The following is an 18805-nucleotide window of genomic DNA, read 5'->3' as shown; positions in this document are numbered from 1 at the left end:
CTATCGGGCATCATCGCCGTTCGGGTGTCCGTGGTTTCCGTGTCCGATTACGCTGCCGTAGCGGACAAACCACTCATACGGCGCCGCCGAGGAGTTGGCTAACGCTTCAGGGCGGCGATCAGCCGGTCGACGGAGGTGCCGAGGTTCCAGCGCTTCTTCAACGCCAGCAGGCGATCCACGTCCGCGGCGCCGGCGGGGACCACGTCCGGACGGTCCATCAGCACGGGGGCGTCAACGGCGACGCGCACGACGGTGGGGGCGGCGGAGAGGTAGTCGGCGGCCTCGGTGAGCTTGGTGCGGACGCGGGCGGTGAGCCGGCGGTCGCGGGGGTCGTGGACGGCGGCGATGAGGGCGTGCAGCGAGCCGAAGTCGGTGATGAGCTTGGCGGCGGTCTTCTCGCCGATGCCGGCGACGCCGGGGAGGCCGTCGGAGGGGTCGCCGCGCAGGACGGCCATCTCGGCGTAGGCGTCGCCGGCGAACTCGGCGGGCAGGGCGTACTTGGCGGCGAGCTCGGCGGGACCGATGATCTCGACCTTGTTCCAGCCCCGCCCGACATACATCACGGTGACGGGAGTGGGGGAGTGGCGCACCAGCTGGAACAGGTCCCGGTCGCCGGTGACGACCTCGACGGGGTCGACCTTCTCGGCATGGGCCAGCGCCCCGATGACGTCGTCGGCCTCGTAGCCGGTGGCCTCGGCGGTGGCCAGGCCGGCGGCGTCGAGCAGGTCGAGGATGATCGGCACCTGGGGAGTGAGCGCGTCGGGCACCTCCTCCTCGGCCCCGTCGCCCTCGGCGGCGACCCGGTGCGCCTTGTATGACGGAATGGCGGCGACCCGGAACTCGGGCCGCCAGTCGGCGTCGAGGCAGGCGACCAGGCGCGAGGGCCGCCGGTCGACCAGGATGCGGGCGACGGTGTCGGCGAAGCCGCGCACGGCGTTGACCGGCTGGCCGTCGGGGGAGGTCATCGAGTCCGGCAGCGCGTAGAACGACCGGAAGTACAGGCTGGCCGAGTCCAGGAGCACCAGCGGGGCGGCGGTCATCGCTCAAGTCAACCAGCTGCCCCCGACAACATCGAGCCGGGTTCAATCGCAGAGAATCCTTTGCAAAGAAGTCTCTGCGATCGCTACGCTGAGCCCGTGACGGAGATCAGGCTCGACGCGAAGACGCTGCGCGCGCTGGCGCATCCGCTGCGGATCAGGCTGCTGGGCCTGCTGCAACTGGACGGCCCGGCGACCGCGACGGGCCTGGCCCAGCGGGTGGGGGAGTCGAGCGGCACGACGAGTTGGCATCTGCGGCAGCTGGCCGACAACGGCCTCATCGAGCAGGAAACGGCGCTGGGCAACAAGCGCGAGCGCTGGTGGAAGGCATCCTATGAAGGCACTGACCTGCGCATGGAGGACTTCCGCGGCGACGACGAGTCGGCGGGAGCGCTGGCCGCCTTCCTGTACGAGATCGCCGCCGGCGCCTACCGCCGGATGACGACGTTCCTGGCCGAGGACTGGGCGCAGGAGTGGCGCGAGTCGTTCGTGATGTCGACCCAGGAGCTGCCGCTGACTCCGGACGAGCTCAAGGCGATGCGCACGGAACTGCACGAGGTCGTCGACAAGTACCGCCGGCCGGAGCGACAGGGGGACGAGATCGTGGTGACGCAGATCCAGGGATTCCCGCGGAAGACCAAGCGATGAGGACGCCGCTGTTAGCCCTGCTCACAGGCTCGGTGGTGTCCTCGGCCGGCACGTCGATGACGGTGCTGGCGATCCCGTGGTTCGTGCTGCACACCACCGGCAGCGCGGCCCAGACGGGACTGGTCGCGGCGGCGGAGGTGGCGGGCCTGGCGGTGGCGACGGGGCTGGGTGGCCCGATCGCGGACCGGATCCAGCCGAGGCTGGTGAGCATCGCCTCCGACACGCTGGCGGCGGTCGCGGTCGGCCTGGTGCCGGCGCTGACGATGCTCAACCTGTTGCCGCTGTGGGGGTTGGTGCTGCTCACCGCCCTGCTGGGGCTGACCCGAGGGCCGGGGTCGACGGCGGCGGACATGCTGCTGCCGTCGGCGGCGAAGCTGGCGGGCACGCCCATCACCCGGGCGGCGAGCTGGTTCGAGGGGGCGTTCCGCATCGGCCGGTTGGTGGGCGGGGTGTCGGCCGGCGCGCTGATCGCCTTCCTGGGCCCGGCGCAGGTGCTGTACGTCGACTCGGTCAGCTACCTGGTCTCGGCGCTGCTCACCGCGGTGTTCATCCACGTGCGCCTGCACCAGGACGAGCCGAAGGCCTGGACGGTCGGCGGCCACCTCGCCGAGCTCCGGGAGGGCTTCCGCTACCTGATGCGGGACCGGTTGCTGGCAGCGGTGGTCGGCATGGTCCTGGTGACGAACATGCTGGACGGCGCGTACGTCTCGGTCCTGCTGCCGTCGTACGGCACGCTGATCCTGCACAGCAGCGTCCTGCTCGGCGTGGTCGCCAGCGTGTCCAGCGCCGCGACGCTGTGCGGGGTCATGGCGTACGGCGCGGTCGGCGAGCGGCTGCCGAAGTGGGGGACCTACGCGGTCGCGTTCCTGATCGCCGGCACGCCGAAGCTGGTGCTGATGGCGCTGGAGCCGTCGATGCTGGTCCTGCTGCCGGGGCTCGCGGTGTCGGCGTTCGCGTTCGGCATGATCAACCCGATTCTGCTCGGCCAGCTGTACTCGCGGGTGCCGGAGACGTTGCGCGGCCGGGTGTTCGGCGTGGTGGCCTCGGGCGCGCTGGCCGGGATACCGGTGGGGGCGCTGCTGGCCGGGGTGCTGGTGCAGTTCGCCGGCCTGAGGTCGGCGCTGCTGGGCGCGGCGGCGCTCTACTTCGTGATGACGTTGTGCCCGTTCGTGTTCCGGGTCTGGCGCCGGCTCGACGAGCCGGTGGAAGAGGCGTCAGGCGACCACGTCGGGGGTGCGATCGCCTGACACCTCGGTCTCGGGGGTGCGCTTGCGGCACACGATGGTCACCTGGGCGGAGGAGTTGAGCACGTCGTCCTCGCGGCGCGGCAGCGGCGGGACCAGCTGGCCGGATTCGGCCAGCTCCCGCAGCATCCGGTCGGTGGTCCGACGGGTGCGCCACAGGCTCAGCGGCCTGGTCACCGCCCGTGTCGGCGCGGGGTGCAGGATATGCGCCCAGCAGCCGAGCGCCACCACTACGAGCACTGACGTCCAGATAAGGAACATCGTCGACTCCTCGCGGTCACTCTCGGTTTACCGTTTGATCGGGAGCTGGCACCTTGAGCCCCCAATCGGGTGACACCTATGGAGTTAACCGGTGATCGCGCGTAGAAACATCCGCCATCTGGACGCGTGCACCTGCGGTGACCGGAAAGTTATCCAGAAGTACCTCATCGGACGGCGGGCCCGGACGATCGCATGATCCGCTCGCGCGTCGACCTCGCTAGGCTCCTGTGTCATGTCCGTCAGCACTGCCATGATCGACGTCGATTCCCTTCGTGACCGGTTCCGCCGGGCCGCCGAGGCGGCGGCCTCGGCCGGCGTCGACGCCCTGCTCGTGTCCCCCGGCTCCGACCTGCGCTATCTGCTCGGCGCGGGCGGCTCGTCGTTCGAGCGGCTGACCTGTCTGGTTCTGCCGGCGGCGGGCAGCGCGGCCGAGCCGGCGCTGGTGGTGCCCAAGCTGGAGTACCCCGGCTACGCCGGTGTGCCGACCGACGATCTTGGCGTACACGTGTCCACCTGGGTGGACGGCGAGGACCCGTACCGACTGGTCGCCGACGTGCTCAAGGCCTCGAAATCGGTCGCGGTGACCGACATGATGCCGGCACTGCACACCCTCGGCCTCCGCGACGCGTTGCCCGACGCGCGGCAGAGCCTGGCCGGACCGGTGCTGCGCGAGCTGCGGATGCGCAAGGACGCCGGCGAGATCGAGGCGCTGCGCAAGGCCGGCGCGGCGATCGACCGGGTGCACGCGCGGATGGGCGAGTGGCTGCGCGCCGGCCGCACCGAGGCCGAGGTGGGCGCGGACATCGCGGCGGCGATCGTCGAGGAGGGGCACACGGTGGCGGACTTCGTCATCGTCGGCTCCGGCCCCAACGGCGCGAGCCCGCACCACGGCGTCTCCGACCGGGTCATCGAGCAGGGTGACGTGGTCGTGGTGGACATCGGCGGCCCGGTGCCCGAGGGCTACAACTCCGACTCCACCCGCACCTACGCCGTCGGCACGCCCGCCTTCGACGACGTGGCCAGCACCTACGCCGTGCTCCAGGCCGCGCAGCAGGCGGCGGTCGACGCCGCCGGGCCGGGCGTGACCGCCGAGGCGGTGGACGCGGCGGCGCGCGACGTCATCGCCGACGCCGGCTTCGGCGAGTTCTTCGTGCACCGCACCGGCCACGGCATCGGACTCGACGTGCACGAGGACCCGTACATCGTCAGCGGCAACGACCTGGTGCTGGAGGCCGGCATGGCCTTCAGCGTCGAGCCCGGCATCTACCTACCCGGCCGCTGGGGCGCGCGTATCGAGGACATCGTCGTGGTCACCGAGGAGGGCGCGGTGCGTCTGAACACCCGGCCGCACGAGCTGGCGGTGCTGCACCCGTGACCGCGCTGGAGCCGATCGACCAGGCCATCCTGCGGGAGCTGACCGCCGACGGCCGGTGCAGCTTCACCGACCTCGCCGAGCGCGTCGGCCTGAGCGTGTCCGCCGTGCACCAGCGGGTGCGACGCCTGGAGCAGCGCGGCGTGGTCAAGGGCTACGCGGCGCGGGTCGACGGCGAGCAGGTGGGCCTGCCGCTGACGGCGTTCATCTCGCTGACGCCGATCGACCCGGCCGCCCCCGACGACTACCCGCACCGGCTGGAGCACCTCAACGCCATCGAGGCCTGCTACTCGGTCGCCGGCGACGCCTCGTACGTGCTGAAGGTGCGGGTGGCCGGGCCGACGGCGCTGGAGGACCTGCTGCGGCAGATCCGGGAACAGGCCAACGTGTCCACCCGGACCACGGTGGTGCTGTCGACGCCGTACGAGGACCGTCCGCCAGGGGTGTGATAAAGGGCGCCGTGGCCGTCTGGGCACGGCGCCCTTTCTGTTTTTCCGTCCGACAAGTCCGTTTTCGCTGAGCCGAAAGGCCGCACACGGCGGTCGAACGGGCTATTGCCGGGGATTGCGTGGGAGCGCTTCCATGAAACCGGTCGCACCCTGCACCCTGCGAAAAAGAGCCTGGAGTCGACGATGATTCTTGCGCATCGTAAATCCCTGTCCCGAAGAAACTCGGTCCGACGCGGCGTCGCCATGCTCGCCACCGGCGGACTGACGGTGCTGCTCACCGCGTTCGGCTTCGCCCCCGCTCAGGCCGCCGTGCCCGCGCCGCCGTCCGGCTGGACCACGGTGTTCAGCGACGACTTCAACGGCGCCGCCGGCAGCGGTGTGAACACCGCGAACTGGACGTACAACACCGGCCCCGGCTCGAATTTCGGCACCGGTGAGATCGAGACGATGACCAATTCGGCCAGCAATGTCCATCTCGACGGAAACGGCAATCTCGACATCACCGCGCTCGGTTCCGGCTCGAACTGGACGTCGGGCCGGATCCAGACGCCCACGGCCGTGGCCGGCGCGCCGGCCGGCGGCAAGCTCGAGGTGACCGCCTCCATCCAGCAGCCCAATCCCGGCAACGGCCTGGGCTACTGGCCGGCGTTCTGGATGCTGGGGCAGGGACAGTGGCCAGAGAACGGCGAGATCGACATCATGGAGGACGTCAACGCCCTGTCCGAGGTCGCCGGCACCATCCACTGCGGCGTGTACCCGGGCGGCCCGTGCAACGAGGGCAACGGCATCGGCAGCGGGCTGCGCGGCTGCGGCGGCTGCCAGACCGGCTTCCACACGTACACGATGATCCTGGACCGGACCAACACCTCGGCCGAGTCGATCACGTTCTACCTGGACGGCGCCTCGTACTTCACCGTCACCGAGGGGCAGGTCGGCGCCAGCACCTGGCAGCAGGCGTTCGACCACAACCTGACCATCCTGTTCGACCTGGCCATGGGCGGCGGCTTCCCGAACGGCGTCTGCGGCTGCACCAGCCCGAGCGGCTCGACCACCTCTGGCGGCACCATGGCCGTGCAGTACGTCGCCGCGTACACCACCACCGGCGGCGGCACGACCCCGCCGCCCGGCGGCGGCGCGGTGACCGGCTATCAGGGGCTGTGCCTGGACGACCGGTCGGCGAGCACGGCCAACGGCAACCCGATCCAGATCTACACCTGCAACGGCACCACGGCCCAGCAGTGGACCTTCGTGCAGGCCGGCACCACCCTGCACGTGCTGGGCAAGTGCCTGGACATCGCCAGCGGCGGCACCGCCAACGGCACCCTGGTCCAGCTGTACGACTGCAACAACACCGGGGCGCAGGTGTGGGTGCCGCAGTCCAACGGCACCCTCTACAACCCGCAGTCCAACAAGTGCCTCGACGATCCGGGGTACTCCACGACACCCGGCACCCAGGTGCAGATCTGGGATTGCGCCGGCACCGCCAACCAGGTCTGGCACCTGCCGTAGGTCGGAGAAGGGGTCCTGCGCCGCGGGGCCCCTTCCTTCTGGTTGATGTATCACTATGACTTCAGTGACGAGTGAAGGCAATGCCTGATCGCGCTCACGTGGCGTCGAAAAGGACCAACTGCCGACACCGAACGGGCGAGACCCGGTACAACAAGATCCATGTCTGAATTGGGGCTTCTCAACGATCAGTCCGCCGTGCGCCGGATCCAGCTCGGCGACGTGCGCCTGACCTACGTGGTGGACGGCGCGATGGCGCTGGTCGCGAGCGCCTTCCTGCCGGCGGTGCCGGGGGAGTACTGGCGTGAGCACCCCGAAGCCGTCGACGCCGGGGGCCGGATCGCGATGTCCGCCGGCGGGCTGCTGGTCGAGCGGGACGGGCGGAAGCTGCTCGTGGACGCCGGCCTCGGGCCGTACCAGGGCGACATGTCGGTGGGGGAGGAGCCGTTCGGAACCGCGGACAGCGGCTCGATGCTGGACGTCCTGGCCGAGGTGGGCGTCGCGCCGGAGGACATCGACGCGGTCGCCTTCACGCACCTGCACGTGGATCACGTCGGCTGGGCTTTTCGGGACGGCAGCAAGGTTTTCCCCAACGCCCGGTACCTCGTGGCCACGGAGGAGTGGGCCCCGCACGAGCATGGGATCGCCGTGCCCGGCGTGATCGCGGAGATGACCGTGGCGCCCATGCGCGGCAACCACGAGCTGATCCGGGAGGGGGAGGAGGTGTGGCCCGGCGTGCACGCCGTCGTCACGCCCGGGCACACCCCGGGGCACTCGTCGTTCGTGATCGACAGCGGGGCCGGGCGGATCGTCGCGTTCGGCGACGCCTTCCACGCGCCGGCCCAGATCGCGCATCCGGAGTGGGGTTCGCTGCCCGACACCGACACGGACGGCGTGCTCAAGGCCCGGGTCCGGCTGCTGGGGGAGTTGGAGCGGCCCGGCACCCTCGGCTTCGGCATCCACTTCGGGGACCAGGCCTTCGGCCGGGTGGCCCGGGACGAGGCCGGCGTCGCCACCTGGCAGCCCGTCGAGACGGAGCACGTCCGGGCGACCCCTCGTGTGCTCTAGTTGAATAATATCACTATAGCTTCAGTGACGATTGAAATCCATACTCCACTGAACACCACAAACCACAACGCCAACGACGAGGCGGGGACCCGTCCCTGATCACCGCTCTTACCCTGCTTTCTCCTGGCGGCAAGGGGATGTGGGCATGGGACCGCTACAGCGGCGGCGAGCGATCAGGGAGGCGGCCCGCGAGGCCGGGCTGGGCGAGGTGGTGCGGATCCACCGCAGCTACAGCCGAGCGCTGGCGGTGGGGCTGTGGGCGCTGGTCGTGGTGTCCTTCGTGGTGGCGGTGATCATGACGATCATCCAGGTCTACGAGGGATCCACGACGTGGCAATGGCCGTTGCTGGGGTGGAGTCTCCTGGTGGGGCTGGCCCTGGTGCTGCCGCAGGTCGGCCCGATGTTCGGTGGGCGGCACTGGGTCGGGGTGGCGCGGGGCGGGCTGGTGTTCTGGGAGCGGGACTCGGTGTGGACCGCGACCTGGGCCGATGCGCCGCGGCTGGAGGAGAGTTCCCTGTGCGGTGTAAGGGATGTGGAGGACTCGCGGCTACGGCGGGCGCCGGTGGGTGCGTGGACCTCGCGGCGGGTCGGCGGCCTGGGGGCGATCGCGGTGTTCGCGGTGGTCGCGACCTTGTTCACGGCGGTGCCGATCGTGCGGAACTACGTGATCGGGGATCAGCCGGCGAAGGTCGACCAGTTGCAGCGGCTGTGCCAGGGCGGCCGGGCGTTCGGCCAGTCCGCGTCGTACGACAGTGAGGCCCCGCATCCGGTGGTGGCGTTCGGTGACGGCACGCAGCTGTACTCATCGGATCCCCGGGTGGAGCCGGCGTCGGTGGAGTTGGTCGCGTGCGTCGACGCGATCGGTGGTCAGCTGGTCAAGCGGTGCGAGTACCAGTCCAGCTACACGCGGACGCTTTACGATGGCCAGTTCCGGGTCAGGGTCTTCGAGGCGCGGACCGGTCGGCTGCTGGGGTCGTTGACCACCGAGGGCAGCAAATTCAACGGGAACTGCGCGCCGATGATCTGGACGCCTGACGACGAGAAGTCCGAGGACGTCTTCAACTATCCGGACGAGGAGATCCTGCGGTCGCGGCTGGCGCCGTTCGTGGGGTAGTCGGCTTCCATGCCGAGGATCGCGAAGGCGTCGGCGTCGACGAGCGTGACGCAGCGGTCGGGGCCGCGTTGCAGCCAGCCGTGGTCGACGGCGTGGTCGAGCAGGGCGGCGGGCAGGGAGCCGCTGAGGTGTTCGCGGCGTTCGGTCCAGTCGAGGCAGTCCTTGAGCAGGGGTCGGCGGCCGCCGGGGATTGTGATGTCGAGGTCGGCCAGGACCTGGTGGCCGCGTTCGGTGAGGGCGAGGCCGCCGGAGGTGTCGATGAGGCCGGCGGTGAGCATGCCGGTGCGCAGGGCGACGCCGAGGTGGCCGGCGAGGTGGTCGTAGCAGGTGCGGGCGTAGGCGAGGCGTTCGGCGCGGCGTGAGGTGCGGAGGCTGTTCGGGCGGGGGACGGGGTGCTCGGCGAGTTCGGTGAGTTGTTCGATGAGTTCGGCGATGCGGGGGTCGGCCAGGCGGACGTAGCGGTGGCGGCCTTGGCGGACTGTGTCGACGAAGCCGGCGGCGGACAGGCGGGCGACCTGTTCGGTGGCGGTGGGTGGGGCGACGCCGGCGGCGCGGCCGAGTTCGCCGACGGTCCAGGCGCGGCCGTCGAGCAGGGCCGTGCACATGGCGGCCCGGGTGGGGTCGGCGAAGACGGCGGCGACCTCGGCCAGGGGGTTGGCGGGCATGGGTCGAGGCTAGACACCCTGGGGTTCGGCGGCTGCCGAACTATGGTGCGGGCAGGGCCAGTTGCACGGAGCCGTGGCCGTCGGGGACGCAGGCGGCCTGGCGTTCGGTGAGGGTGAGGAACTGGCTCATGCACTGGGCGAAGGCGGTGTAGCCGGCGGAGTTGGGGTGGAAGGACTGTTGCAGGGCGTGGGCGTAGCGGGCCTTGTCCTGGAAGTCCTGCCAGTTGACGGTGAGGCGGGTGAACCATTCCTGGCCGCCGTGGCAGGCCTCGTGGCCGACGCCGGCGCGGGAGAGGTCGAGGAAGCGGGCGCCGGCTTGTTGGGCGGCGCGGCGGATGCCGTCGTTGAGGATGGGGACGCCGCGGTCCTGGACCCAGCGCAGGTCGTCGGTGCGGATGGGGCAGCCGCCGACGTTCTGGAGGCTGCGCAGCATGTCGGGGGCGACGGGGGCGGCGTAGGACTGGAGGACGAGGTTGTAGGCGGTGTCGGGGTAGCCGTGTTCGATCATGACTCGGCGGACGTCGCGCAGGGCGGCGGCGACCTTGGGGACCATGGCGTCGACGCGGTTCTGCCATTGGGGGTCGACCTGTTTGCCGCAGCCGGGTTGGGTGCTGGTGAAGATGGCGTCGACGCAGTTGGTGAGCAGGGAGCCGAACTGGGGGTCGTCGTTGGCGCCGACGGCGATGACGACGGCGTCGATGCGGTACTGGCCGGCGACCGCGGCGAGTTGGGCGGCTTGGCTGGGTTCGACCGTGTGGGGTCCGTCGAGGCGGATGGCCTGGGCGTTGCTGCCGGAGCAGGCGAAGTTGAAGATCTTGGTGATGCCGGCCAGTTTGATGTGCTGGGGCATGGCCTGGGGTGAGCGGTGGCACCAGTCGTTGTCGGCGCCGTCGGTGTCGGGGGTGTAGGCGCCGGCTCCTTCGCCGGACATGGTGGAGTCGCCCAGCGCGACGATGGCGTGGGGGGCGTTGTCGGGGGGCCGTGGGGGCGGCGTGATGCGGTTGTCGCCGGTGAGCAGGAGGAGGGCGAGGACCGGGAAGACGATCAGGATGACCGCGGCCCGGCGGAGCATGTTCCGCATCGCTGCTGGATTCTAGGTCACGGCTCCGGCTTGGTGCTTGGAAGGGGGCTTTCCTCCACTTGGAGTGGAGGAAAGCCCCCCTTCCAAGCGTGAAAGTTCACGCGTGTGGGTTGTGGGGGTCAGGGTTGTTGGGTGGTCCACCAGTTCTGGCCGTGTTCGGGGAGGGTGTAGATGGGGTCGTAGAAGGGGTAGCGGCGGGTGAGGGCTTCGGCGTCGTCGAGTTCGATGCCGGTGCGGTAGTTCTTGGTCCAGTAGGAGATGCCGAGTTCGCGGTCGTACTCGCAGAGTTGGTGGACCCAGCGTTTGCCGACGTAGGGGACGTCGCAGACGATGCGGGGGGTGGCGTAGCCGGGCAGGTAGCCCATGATGGCGTGCTGGAGTTCCTGTGCTTCCCAGACGGCCAGGCGCCAGTGTTCGGCGTTGGGGATCATGTCGCACATGTAGAAGTAGTACGGGAGGATGTTGGCTTCGCCCTGGAGTGCGAAGCACAGGTCGAGCAGGTTTTCGGGGGTGTTGTTGACGCCGCGCATGAGCACGCCCTGGTTGCGGACGTCGCGGACGCCGACGTCGAGGGCGGTGCGGGCGGCTTCGGCGACCAGTGGGGTGACGGACTGGGCGTGGTTGACGTGGGTGTGGATGGCGAGGTTGACGCCGCGCCGGCGCGCGGTGCGGGCGACGCGTTCCAGGCCTTCCACGACCTTGGGCTGGATCCAGTGCTGGGGCATGCCGGCCAGGGCCTTGGTGGCCAGGCGGATGTCGCGCACGGTGGGGATGTCCAGCAGGCGCATGAGGAACGACTCGAGTTGGGGCCAGGGCATGTTGGCGACGTCGCCGCCGGAGACGACGACGTCGCGGACGCCGGGGGTGCGCTTGAGGTAGTCGATCATGGCGTCTTGCCGGTCGACCGGTTTGAGGGTGAGTTTGTGCTTGTCGATCTGGGGGGTGGAGTTGCCGACGAGGTCCATGCGGGTGCAGTGGCCGCAGTACTGCGGGCAGGTGGGCACCATTTCGGCTAGGACCTTGGTGGGGTAGCGGTGGGTGAGGCCTTCGACGACCCACATCTCGGCTTCGTGCAGTGAGTCGCGGGAGCTGTGGGGGTGGCTGGCCCAGTCGGTGATGCGGTCGCTGGCCACGGGGAGCATGTAGCGGCGGACGGGGTCGCGGTAGAAGGCGTCGGTGAAGGCGTCGGGGGTGAGGTCGGCGTCGACGGCCATGGTGTTGAGCATCTGGGGCGGCAGCAGCATGGACATGGTGGCCAGGCGTTGCTGGTCGTCGGCGAGGTCGTCGTAGAAGCGGTCGGTGAGCAGGTCGCCGACGACGGTGCGCAGTTGTTTGATGTTCTTCACGCAGTGCACGCGTTGCCATTGGGCGTCGCGCCATTGGGCTTCGGTGATGTCGCGCCAGCCGGGGAGGCGTCGCCAGTCGGGTTCGACCAGTTCGCGCCGGACGTACTCGTACGGCTGGGGTTCGGTGGCGGTGGCCACCGAGGTAACCGCGGCGGCACGGGTCTCGTACAGCGCTGTCATCCCTACTCCTCGCCCTCAGGGTTCCGTAAAGATATGCTGTCGGAACGTCGGCTGAGCGTAAATCTTCCGGCGTGGCCGCGTCCAGTGACGAAGGAGTTCGGGATGGCTGGTGACGTGACCGGGTCGCCGATCGGGTTGCACCGGGTGTTGGCGCCGTCGGGCGTGCTGCCGCAGCAGGCCGAGGTGCTGGACGCGGATCCGTCGCCGTGGCCGGACGAGGTCGTGGTGGCGGTGGAGCGGTTGAATCTGGATGCCGCGTCGTATCGGCAGTTGCGGGAGGCGCACGGCTCCGGGGCTGCCGTGCGCCAGGCCGTGCTGGACATCGTGGCGGCGCGGGGCAAGATGCAGAATCCGGTCACAGGTTCTGGCGGGATGTTGCTAGGAACCGTGTCGGCGGTGGGGCCGGACTCTCCGCTCGGGTTGAGGGTCGGCGATCGGGTCGCGACGTTGGTGTCGTTGACGTTGACGCCGCTGCGGATCACCGACGGGTTGTCCGAGTGGGACGGCTTGGGCGAGCAGGTGCCGTGCAGGGGGACGGCGGTGTTGTTCGGGCGGTCGATCGCGGCGGTGTTGCCCGGGGACATGCCGGATGAGTTGGCGTTGTCGGTGTTGGACGTGTGTGGCGCGCCGGCGTTGACGGATCGGGTGGTGCGGGCGAAGGCCGCGAAGTCGGTGTGTGTGCTGGGTGGCGGCGGCAAGTCGGGGTCGTTGTCGTTGGCGGCGGCTCGGGCGGCGGGGGCGACGCGGTTGGTGGCGTTGGTGCCGACCGAGGGTGAGGCGGCGGCGGTGCGGGAGACGGGCCTGGCCGATGAGGTCGTGGTCGTCGACGCGCGTAATCCGGTGGCGGTTGCCGAGGCTGTGGGTGAGCCGGTTGAGGTGACGGTGGTGTGTGTGGACGTGTCGGGCTGCGAGCACGGGGCGATCTTGGCCACGGCGCCGGGCGGGACTGTGATCTTCTTCTCGATGGCGACGTCGTTCTCGGCGGCGGCGTTGGGGGCCGAGGGGGTGGCTGCCGACGTGGAGATGCTGATCGGGAACGGTTATGTGCCGGGGCACGCGGAGTTCGCGCTGGAGTTGGCGCGGCGGACGCCGGGGGTGCTGGCGTTGTTCCGGGGCCGTGAGCGGCAGACTGCCGGATCGTGAGCACTGTGAACACAACTCTGCTTGTCGGCGGCCGGATCTACTCGACGGCCTCGCCGGACGCGACCGCGATGGCGGTGGCCGACGGCCAGGTCGTGTGGGTGGGTCAGGACACTCCGGGCATCGCGCTGTACGGGGACAGCGCCGAGGTCGTGCATCTGGACGGGGCGTTCGTGGCGCCGGCGTTCGTGGACGCGCATGTGCACGCGACCTCGGCGGGGTTGTTGCTGACCGGGGTCGATCTGACCGGGGCGCGGTCGGTGGCCGATGTGTTGTCGGCGGTGCGGAGGGCCCCGGGAGCGGCGGTGTGGGGTCACGGTTGGGACGAGACGCGGTTCGCTGAGGGCCGTGCGCCCTCGCGGGCGGAGTTGGACAAGGCGGCCGATGGGCGGCCGGTGTACTTGTCGCGGATCGACGTGCATTCGGCGTTGGCGTCGTCCGCGTTGATCGAGCTGGCGCCTGAGGCGCGTGAGCGTGACGGCTGGTCGGACAGTGGTGCGTTGTCGCGGGCGGCGCATCACGAGGTGCGGCGGGCGGCGAAGGACGCGGTGTCGCCGGCGCAGCGGCGGCAGGCGCAGGAGGCGTTTCTGGCGTTGGCGGCGTCGCGGGGCGTGGCGAGCGTGCATGAGTGCGCGGGGCCGGACATCTCCAGCACCGAGGATCTCGCCGAGCTGCTGGCGCTGGGCACGGGCCCGCAGGTTGTGGGCTACTGGGGTGAGCTGGGCGGCGTGGAGACGGCGAAGGCGCTGGGCGCGCGCGGCGCGGCCGGCGATCTGTTCGTGGACGGCGCGTTGGGTTCGCGTACGGCCGCGTTGTGCGCCGACTACGCCGACGATCACGGCAATTCCGGTGCCCTGTACTTGGACGCGGATGGGATCGCCGAGCACGTGTTGGCGTGCACCGCTGCCGGGATGCAGGCCGGTTTCCACGTGATCGGCGACGCCGCTGTGGCCGAGGTGATCGCCGGGTTCGAGCTGGCCGAGAAGCAGGTCGGCGCGCCGGAGCTGGCGGCGTGCCGGCATCGGCTGGAGCACGTGGAGATGGTGTCGGCGCAGCAGGCGGCGAAGCTGGCGTCCTGGGGTGTGGTGGCGTCGGTGCAGCCGTTGTTCGATGCCACGTGGGGCGGCCCGGACGGCATGTACGTGCGGCGGCTGGGGGCGGAGCGGGGCACGCGGCTTAATCCGTTCTCCCAGCTCGCGGCGGCCGGCATGCTGCTGGCGCTGGGCTCGGACACGCCCGTGACGCCGGTGAGCCCGTGGGACGCGGTCCGGGCGGCGGTGCATCACCGCACCGACGGTTTCGGGGTGTCGCCGCGGGCGGCGTTCACGGCGCACACGCGCGGGGGTTGGCGCGCCGCGGGCGTGGATGACGGCGTCACGGGCACGCTGGCCCCGGGCGCGCCGGCCACGTATGCGGTGTGGCGGGCCGAGGAGCTGTTGGTGGCGGCGCCGGATTCTCGGGTGCAGCGGTGGTCGACGGACCCGCGGTCGCGGGTGCCGGCGCTGCCGGCGTTGGAGCCGGGGGTGGCGTTGCCGGAGTGCCTGCGCACGGTGCTGTGCGGTCAGGTGATCTACGAACGGGAAGGGGCGCTGGGGTGACGTTGCTGGATCTGGACCCGGAGGTCGCGGCGCGGGCTCGGGAGCTGGCGGCGCGGGCCGCGGAGCCGGTGATCGAGTTGGCGCGGGCGCACACGACGGTCGCGGTGGAGCGGGCCACGCTGCGGCTGGCCGGCATCGCCGGCGCGGACACCACGCATCGTGCGGGCGACGTGCCGTGGGTGAACCGGGTGGTGGACACGATCCGGGAGCAGTGCGGGCTGGAGCACGGCTCGGTGCTGCCGGCGTTCCACGCGTTGCGCGAGCACGATCTGGGTTCGCTGACCGAGCTCGCCGAGGCCACCGCGGCCGGGCAGATCCAGTTCACGGTGCCCACCGGCAAGGACGCCACCGCCGCGGCCAAGGCCGCGAAGAGCGCGGTGGCGAAGGGGCTGCGCACCGTCGACCGCAACCGCGGGCAGCGCGACAAGTTGGTGGCGAAGCTGGGTGATCCGCCGCAGCGGCCGTGGATCTACCTGATCGTGGCCACCGGCGACATCGACGAGGACGTCGTGCAGGCGTGCAACGCGGCGCGGGCCGGGGCGGACATCATCGCGGTGATCCGTTCCACCGGGCAGTCGCTGCTGGACTACGTGCCGGAGGGCGCCACCCACCACGGGTTCGCCGGCACGTATGCGACGCAGGAGAACTTCCGCATCATGCGGGCGGCGCTGGACGAGGTGTCCAAGGAGGTCGGCCGGTATGTGCGGTTGACCAACTACGCGTCGGGCCTGTGCATGCCGGAGATCGCGGTGCTTGCCGGCCTGGAGCGGCTGGACATGATGCTCAACGACTCCATGTACGGGATCCTGTTCCGCGACATCAACCCCATTCGGACCTTCGTGGACCAGCGGTTCTCCCGTCAGGTGCACGCCCGCGCCGGCATCATCATCAACACCGGCGAGGACAACTACCTCACCACCGCCGACGCGGTCGAGGCCGCGCACACCGTGACCGTGTCGCAGCTGCTCAACGAGCGGTTCGCGCACGAGGCCGGGCTGCCGGATGAGCTGCTGGGCCTCGGGCACGCCTTCGAGATCAACCCGAAGGTCCCCGACTCGTTCCGTCTCGAACTCGCGCATGCCCTGCTGGCGCGGGAGTTGTTCCCCGACGCGCCGCTGAAGTGGATGCCGCCGACCAAGCACATGACCGGCGATGTGTTCAACGGCTACCTGCTGGACGGGTTCTTCAACCTCGCCGGCGTCCTGACCGGGCAGTCGATCCTGCTGGTCGGCATGATGACCGAGGCGGTGGTGACGCCGTTCCTGTCCGACCGGGACCTGGCGCTGGCCAACGTGAAGTACGTGCTGGGCGCGGCCGGCAACCTGGCCGAGGACTTCCGGCCCTCGCCGGACGGGTTCATCGTCAAGCGGGCCAAGCAGGTGCTGGGCGAGGCCGTGGACCTGCTGGAGCGGATCGTCGACGACGGGCTGCTGCGGGCGATCGGCGAGGGCACGTTCGGGTTGATGAAGCGGCCGGCCGAGGGCGGCAAGGGCGCGGACGGTGTGGTGGCCAAGGCCGACGGGTACGTCAACCCGGCCAGTGAGCTCCTGGAGGCGGGGCTGTGACCGAAAAGCGTTATGTGCGGCCGTATGGCGACACCACCGGCGACGGCATGGTGCAGATGTCGTTCACGCTGCCCGTGCCGCACGGGCCCCGGGCCGAGGGCGCGGCCCAGCAGTTGGCCAACAAGATGGGCATGGACCCGGCCATGGTCGTGCACTCGCACGCCATCGGCGCCGACTTCACGTTCGTCGTCGTGTACGGCTCGGTCAGCCACCTCGTGGACCTGGACGAGGTCAAGGTCGTGGAGCGGGAGTACCCGCTGCTCTCGCCCTACGACGTGAACGCGACCGTGAAGAACTCCTTGGGGCGCAAGCTGGTTGTCGTCGGGGCGTGCATCGGGACCGACGCGCACACCGTCGGCATCGACGCCATTCTCAACATCAAGGGCTTCGCCGGCGAGAAGGGCCTTGAGTACTACCGGGAGCTGCGGGTGATCAACCTCGGCGCCCAGGTCTCCGTGCCGGAGTTGGTCAAGCGGGCCCGGTCGGAGAAGGCCGACGCCGTGCTGGTGTCGCAGGTCGTCACCCAGCGCGACGCGCACATCCTCAACACCCAGGAGATGTCCGCAGCGTTCCGGGAGGCCATGGGCTCCGAGCGGCCGACCCTGGTCGCCGGCGGGCCCCGGTTCGATCCCCTGATGGCCGGGGAGCTCGGTGTGGACCGGGTCTTCGGCCGTGGCACCACTCCCGGCGAGGTCGCCTCGTACCTCGTGCACACCATTTCCCAGAAGGGCGTCGCAGCGTGAGCTTGGTCGAGGGCTTCTCCGTCACCCACCGCCGGTACGTGCCGTACTCGCACGCCCATTACGGCGGCAACCTCGTCGACGGCGCCTACGGTCTGGGCATGTTCGGCGATGTCGCCACCGAGCTGTGCATCCGCACCGACGGCGACGAGGGCCTGTTCGCCGGCTACGACTCCGTGCAGTTCGTGTCGCCTTTGAAGGCCGGTGACGTGGTCGAGGCCACCGCCACCCTCACCCGCATCGGCACCCGCTCGCGTGGCGTCACCTTCGAACTGCGCGTGGTCTGCCGGGCCACGCCCGAGAAGGGCGCCTCCGCCGCCGAGGTCCTGCCCGAGCCGGTCGTCGCCACCCGCGCCACCGGCACCGTGGTCGTGCCCCAGGCGTGATCTGGCGCGGCGAGTTCACCAACACCGAGGTCAACGCCCTGCACGCCTCGGCGTTCTCTCACCCGGTTACTTCGGTGGACTGGTGGGGGCGGGTGCAGCGCCACAGCCTCGGCTGGGTCTGCGCCCGTTCCGCCGGCACGCTCGTCGGCTTCGTCAACGTCGCGTGGGACGGCGGCGTCCATGCGTTCCGCGCGCCGTCATGATGGGGCCCTTCCTGACGCCCAACGCTCGAAAGGGTCCCTTCGCCCGCGTCCTGGCATGGGAAAGGGGCCCCGGGGGCGGGGTCGGGTTGGGTAGCCTCGCGGCGTGATGGGGGAGTTGACCTTGGCGGCGGTGATCGTCGCGACGACGGTGGCGGGTGTGTGGTGGGTGCCGCGCGGGGGAGCGCCGGAGCGGCCGGGCGGGGGCTGGCGGCGGCATCCGGGGACGTGGCTGGCGGTGGTGATCGGCCTGTTCTTCGTCAACCAGGTGCTGTTCACGGCCTACGTGGCGCAGGCACACCACGGGGACGCCTCGTTTGTCGCCCGGTACATGCCGCCGGGGTGGTTCGACCTGGCCGATCTGGGCGGCGTGCAGTATGAGCTGCCGGCGTGGCCGTGGACGGTGCTGCACGCCCAGTCGGCGATCGAGCTGCCGTTCGGGGTGTTGGCCTACCTGTTGGTGTGCCGGTGGTTCGGGGCGGAGGTCTACCGGCGGGCGGTGCAGGCGCGGTGGCTGCTGTCGGCGTCGTTCACGGTGACGTTCTGCCTGATCGAGCTGGACCTGCCCAGCCCCTACACGGCCGGGGACCTCGTGATCCGCGTGGTGTCGGGGATCGTCACGCCGTTGCTGCTGCCGCTGCTGTCGGAGGGAGCGGCGGGGCAGCCCCGGCTGCTGCCGTTCGTGGCGTCGATGGGGGCGCTGGGGGTCATCGTGTTGGCGGTCTACGACACGGTCACGCTCTACAACCTCGGGCACACGGTGTCGTGGCTGCCGACGGTGGCCGTGGCGCTGGCGGTGTTGGCGGTGGCGCGGCGATGGGCCCGCGGCCCGGTGACCCACGGCCCGACCTTGGCGTCGGTGGCGGGTTCGCTCGGCTGGTTCCTGCTGCTGTTCATGCTGCCGGCGCTGCCTTTGCGCTACGGCTTCAACTTCGGCCTGCCCTTCCTGTCGATGGCCGCCGGCCTGGTCGTCACGGCGGCGGCGGTGTGGCGGGGCTGGGACCACCGGCGGCTGGGGAGCCTGGCCATGGCCACGGTCGCCGGGATCGTCGGCGCGGCCGCGGGCTACCTGCTGGCCAGCGACTACTCCGAGGCCCGCCTGCTGGCCGCGGGCGTCGGATTCCTGCTGGTCGGCCTGGGGGTGTGCGCGGCGATGGACCAACGGTCACAACTTCGCACCGGCCGCTGACGCCGGTCACCGTGCG

The 18805-nt window shown here is 70.5% G+C and carries 19 protein-coding genes; 14 read left to right on the top strand and 5 right to left on the bottom strand.

What is annotated here, in order from left to right; translation table 11 throughout:
- Nucleotides 1-98: 98 nt before the first annotated feature.
- Complete coding sequence (locus ACIG5F_RS01430; protein ID WP_396515382.1) at nucleotides 99-1040, bottom strand: 5'-3' exonuclease H3TH domain-containing protein; 942 nt, start codon at nucleotides 1038-1040, stop codon at nucleotides 99-101.
- Nucleotides 1041-1136: 96 nt separating this feature from the next.
- Between ACIG5F_RS01430 and ACIG5F_RS01425 the strand changes: the two genes are divergently transcribed.
- Together ACIG5F_RS01425 and ACIG5F_RS01420 are read left to right on the top strand one after the other, a co-directional pair.
- Nucleotides 1137-1685 carry an ArsR/SmtB family transcription factor gene (locus ACIG5F_RS01425; RefSeq protein ID WP_396515381.1) on the top strand — a complete coding sequence of 183 codons (549 nt, stop codon included), beginning with the start codon at nucleotides 1137-1139 and terminating at the stop codon, nucleotides 1683-1685.
- Entirely contained in the window at nucleotides 1682-2932 is a 1251-nt protein-coding gene (locus ACIG5F_RS01420) for an MFS transporter (protein ID WP_396515380.1), read from the top strand. The genes ACIG5F_RS01425 and ACIG5F_RS01420 overlap by 4 nt, the downstream gene beginning before the upstream one ends.
- Here ACIG5F_RS01420 and ACIG5F_RS01415 read toward each other — a convergent pair.
- Nucleotides 2900-3190 carry a hypothetical protein gene (locus ACIG5F_RS01415; protein ID WP_396515379.1) on the bottom strand — a complete coding sequence of 97 codons (291 nt, stop codon included), beginning with the start codon at nucleotides 3188-3190 and terminating at the stop codon, nucleotides 2900-2902. The genes ACIG5F_RS01420 and ACIG5F_RS01415 overlap by 33 nt on opposite strands.
- 232 nt (nucleotides 3191-3422) lie before the next feature.
- Between ACIG5F_RS01415 and ACIG5F_RS01410 the strand changes: the two genes are divergently transcribed.
- From ACIG5F_RS01410 to ACIG5F_RS01390, 5 genes are all read left to right on the top strand, one after another.
- On the top strand, nucleotides 3423-4565 hold the full coding sequence (locus tag ACIG5F_RS01410; protein ID WP_396515378.1) for a M24 family metallopeptidase: 1143 nt from the start codon (nucleotides 3423-3425) through the stop codon (nucleotides 4563-4565).
- Nucleotides 4562-5011 (top strand): Lrp/AsnC family transcriptional regulator, encoded by a 450-nt coding sequence (locus tag ACIG5F_RS01405; RefSeq protein WP_396515377.1) that lies wholly within the window; start codon nucleotides 4562-4564, stop codon nucleotides 5009-5011. Before ACIG5F_RS01410 ends, ACIG5F_RS01405 begins: the two co-directional genes overlap by 4 nt.
- A gap of 183 nt (nucleotides 5012-5194) precedes the next feature.
- Nucleotides 5195-6520, top strand: a complete 1326-nt coding sequence (locus ACIG5F_RS01400) for a ricin-type beta-trefoil lectin domain protein (protein ID WP_396515376.1) — start codon at nucleotides 5195-5197, stop codon at nucleotides 6518-6520.
- A gap of 159 nt (nucleotides 6521-6679) precedes the next feature.
- Nucleotides 6680-7585: an MBL fold metallo-hydrolase gene (locus ACIG5F_RS01395; RefSeq protein WP_396515375.1), complete on the top strand. Its 906-nt coding sequence runs from the start codon at nucleotides 6680-6682 to the stop codon at nucleotides 7583-7585.
- A gap of 145 nt (nucleotides 7586-7730) precedes the next feature.
- Nucleotides 7731-8699 (top strand): hypothetical protein, encoded by a 969-nt coding sequence (locus tag ACIG5F_RS01390; protein WP_396515374.1) that lies wholly within the window; start codon nucleotides 7731-7733, stop codon nucleotides 8697-8699.
- Here ACIG5F_RS01390 and ACIG5F_RS01385 read toward each other — a convergent pair.
- From ACIG5F_RS01385 to ACIG5F_RS01375, 3 genes are all read right to left on the bottom strand, one after another.
- Entirely contained in the window at nucleotides 8648-9364 is a 717-nt protein-coding gene (locus tag ACIG5F_RS01385) for an ArsR/SmtB family transcription factor (protein WP_396515373.1), read from the bottom strand. The genes ACIG5F_RS01390 and ACIG5F_RS01385 overlap by 52 nt on opposite strands.
- A gap of 40 nt (nucleotides 9365-9404) precedes the next feature.
- Nucleotides 9405-10445, bottom strand: coding sequence for a GDSL-type esterase/lipase family protein (locus tag ACIG5F_RS01380; protein ID WP_396515372.1), 1041 nt, complete (start codon nucleotides 10443-10445; stop codon nucleotides 9405-9407).
- Between the two features lie 119 nt (nucleotides 10446-10564).
- The gene (locus ACIG5F_RS01375; RefSeq protein ID WP_396515371.1) at nucleotides 10565-11971 is read right to left on the bottom strand and encodes a KamA family radical SAM protein; all 1407 of its coding nucleotides are present in this window, start codon (nucleotides 11969-11971) and stop codon (nucleotides 10565-10567) included.
- A 102-nt stretch (nucleotides 11972-12073) separates the two neighbouring features.
- On the opposite strand from ACIG5F_RS01375, the gene ACIG5F_RS01370 reads away from it, so the two are divergent.
- The 7 genes from ACIG5F_RS01370 to ACIG5F_RS01340 all read left to right on the top strand — a co-directional run bounded on the left by ACIG5F_RS01370 (nucleotide 12074) and on the right by ACIG5F_RS01340 (nucleotide 18789).
- Complete coding sequence (locus ACIG5F_RS01370; RefSeq protein WP_396515370.1) at nucleotides 12074-13114, top strand: L-erythro-3,5-diaminohexanoate dehydrogenase; 1041 nt, start codon at nucleotides 12074-12076, stop codon at nucleotides 13112-13114.
- Nucleotides 13111-14709, top strand: a complete 1599-nt coding sequence (locus ACIG5F_RS01365) for an amidohydrolase (protein ID WP_396515369.1) — start codon at nucleotides 13111-13113, stop codon at nucleotides 14707-14709. Before ACIG5F_RS01370 ends, ACIG5F_RS01365 begins: the two co-directional genes overlap by 4 nt.
- A complete protein-coding gene (locus ACIG5F_RS01360) occupies nucleotides 14706-16274 on the top strand; it encodes a lysine 5,6-aminomutase subunit alpha (protein ID WP_396515368.1) in 1569 nt (522 codons plus the stop codon). Before ACIG5F_RS01365 ends, ACIG5F_RS01360 begins: the two co-directional genes overlap by 4 nt.
- Nucleotides 16271-17017 (top strand): OAM dimerization domain-containing protein, encoded by a 747-nt coding sequence (locus ACIG5F_RS01355; RefSeq protein WP_396515367.1) that lies wholly within the window; start codon nucleotides 16271-16273, stop codon nucleotides 17015-17017. The genes ACIG5F_RS01360 and ACIG5F_RS01355 overlap by 4 nt, the downstream gene beginning before the upstream one ends.
- Nucleotides 17014-17400, top strand: coding sequence for a hotdog domain-containing protein (locus ACIG5F_RS01350; protein ID WP_396515366.1), 387 nt, complete (start codon nucleotides 17014-17016; stop codon nucleotides 17398-17400). Before ACIG5F_RS01355 ends, ACIG5F_RS01350 begins: the two co-directional genes overlap by 4 nt.
- Entirely contained in the window at nucleotides 17397-17603 is a 207-nt protein-coding gene (locus ACIG5F_RS01345; RefSeq protein WP_396515365.1) for a hypothetical protein, read from the top strand. Before ACIG5F_RS01350 ends, ACIG5F_RS01345 begins: the two co-directional genes overlap by 4 nt.
- Nucleotides 17604-17706: 103 nt before the next feature.
- On the top strand, nucleotides 17707-18789 hold the full coding sequence (locus ACIG5F_RS01340) for a hypothetical protein (protein ID WP_396515364.1): 1083 nt from the start codon (nucleotides 17707-17709) through the stop codon (nucleotides 18787-18789).
- The last annotated feature ends 16 nt before the right edge of the window (nucleotides 18790-18805 follow it).

The organism is Kutzneria sp. NPDC052558, from assembly GCF_044547355.1.
Lineage (GTDB): Bacteria > Actinomycetota > Actinomycetes > Mycobacteriales > Pseudonocardiaceae > Kutzneria.
The sequence above is the reverse complement of the archived record's forward strand: the minus strand, read 5'-3'. Positions and strand labels throughout refer to the sequence as shown.

Coding starts and splice junctions, on each gene's coding strand:
- ACIG5F_RS01400 (WP_396515376.1), top strand. CDS start 5,195: ATGATTCTTGCGCATCGTAAATCCCTGTCCCGAAGAAACTCGGTCCGA.
- ACIG5F_RS01420 (WP_396515380.1), top strand. CDS start 1,682: ATGAGGACGCCGCTGTTAGCCCTGCTCACAGGCTCGGTGGTGTCCTCG.
- ACIG5F_RS01390 (WP_396515374.1), top strand. CDS start 7,731: ATGGGACCGCTACAGCGGCGGCGAGCGATCAGGGAGGCGGCCCGCGAG.
- ACIG5F_RS01415 (WP_396515379.1), bottom strand. CDS start 3,190: ATGTTCCTTATCTGGACGTCAGTGCTCGTAGTGGTGGCGCTCGGCTGC.
- ACIG5F_RS01410 (WP_396515378.1), top strand. CDS start 3,423: ATGTCCGTCAGCACTGCCATGATCGACGTCGATTCCCTTCGTGACCGG.
- ACIG5F_RS01430 (WP_396515382.1), bottom strand. CDS start 1,040: ATGACCGCCGCCCCGCTGGTGCTCCTGGACTCGGCCAGCCTGTACTTC.
- ACIG5F_RS01380 (WP_396515372.1), bottom strand. CDS start 10,445: ATGCGGAACATGCTCCGCCGGGCCGCGGTCATCCTGATCGTCTTCCCG.
- ACIG5F_RS01395 (WP_396515375.1), top strand. CDS start 6,680: ATGTCTGAATTGGGGCTTCTCAACGATCAGTCCGCCGTGCGCCGGATC.
- ACIG5F_RS01385 (WP_396515373.1), bottom strand. CDS start 9,364: ATGCCCGCCAACCCCCTGGCCGAGGTCGCCGCCGTCTTCGCCGACCCC.
- ACIG5F_RS01375 (WP_396515371.1), bottom strand. CDS start 11,971: ATGACAGCGCTGTACGAGACCCGTGCCGCCGCGGTTACCTCGGTGGCC.
- ACIG5F_RS01370 (WP_396515370.1), top strand. CDS start 12,074: ATGGCTGGTGACGTGACCGGGTCGCCGATCGGGTTGCACCGGGTGTTG.